The organism is Mycobacterium sp. 1465703.0, assembly GCF_001672975.1.
Classification (GTDB): Bacteria; Actinomycetota; Actinomycetes; order Mycobacteriales; family Mycobacteriaceae; genus Mycobacterium.
The window spans coordinates 1-696 of the sequence record NZ_LZKU01000093.1 but is presented as its reverse complement, the minus strand read 5'-3'; the positions used below and the strand labels follow the sequence as shown (position 1 = coordinate 696).

Annotated in this window: 1 protein-coding gene; it reads left to right on the top strand. The window is 66.2% G+C overall.

All coding sequences use genetic code 11. The annotated features are described in order from the left end of the window. The coding region (locus A5625_RS08640) for a phosphopantetheine-binding protein (protein WP_156748052.1) at positions 1 to 696 on the top strand (696 nt) is incomplete at both ends.

Below are 696 nucleotides of genomic sequence, written 5' to 3'. Positions count from 1 at the left end.
TTGGTGGAGGGGGGGTTGCGGCCGGGGCCGGCCGGTGTGGTGGGGTTTTTGTATGTGGCCGGTCGCGGCGTCGGTGTGGGGTATTGGCGTCGGGCGGGGTTGACCGGGTCGCGGTTTGTGGCGTGTCCGTTCGGGGGTGCGGGGGCGCGGATGTATCGCACCGGGGATGTGGTGCGGTGGCGTGCTGATGGGCAGTTGGAGTATTTGGGGCGTGCTGATGAGCAGGTCAAGCTGCGCGGGTATCGCATCGAGTTGGGTGAGATCCAGTCCGCGTTAAGCGGTGTGGCGGGGGTGGGGCAGGCGGTGGTGATCGCCCGTGAGGATCGCCCCGGCGATAAGCGTCTGGTGGGCTATATCACCGGGACCGCTGATCCGGTCGTGGTGCGTGCGGTGTTGGGGCAGCGGTTACCGGCGTATATGGTGCCGGCCGCGGTGGTGGTGCTGGAGGCGTTGCCGGTGACGGTCAACGGCAAACTCGACACCCGGGCGCTGCCCGCACCTGACTACACCGCCGGTCAATACCGCGCCCCGGGCACTGTCACCGAGGAGATCCTGGCCGGCATCTACGCTCAGGTTCTGGGTGTGCAGCGGGTTGGGGTGGATGACTCGTTTTTTGATTTGGGTGGGGATTCGTTGTCGGCGATGCGGTTGGTGGCCGCGATGAATAAGTCGTTGGGTGCTGGTCTTTCGGTGCGG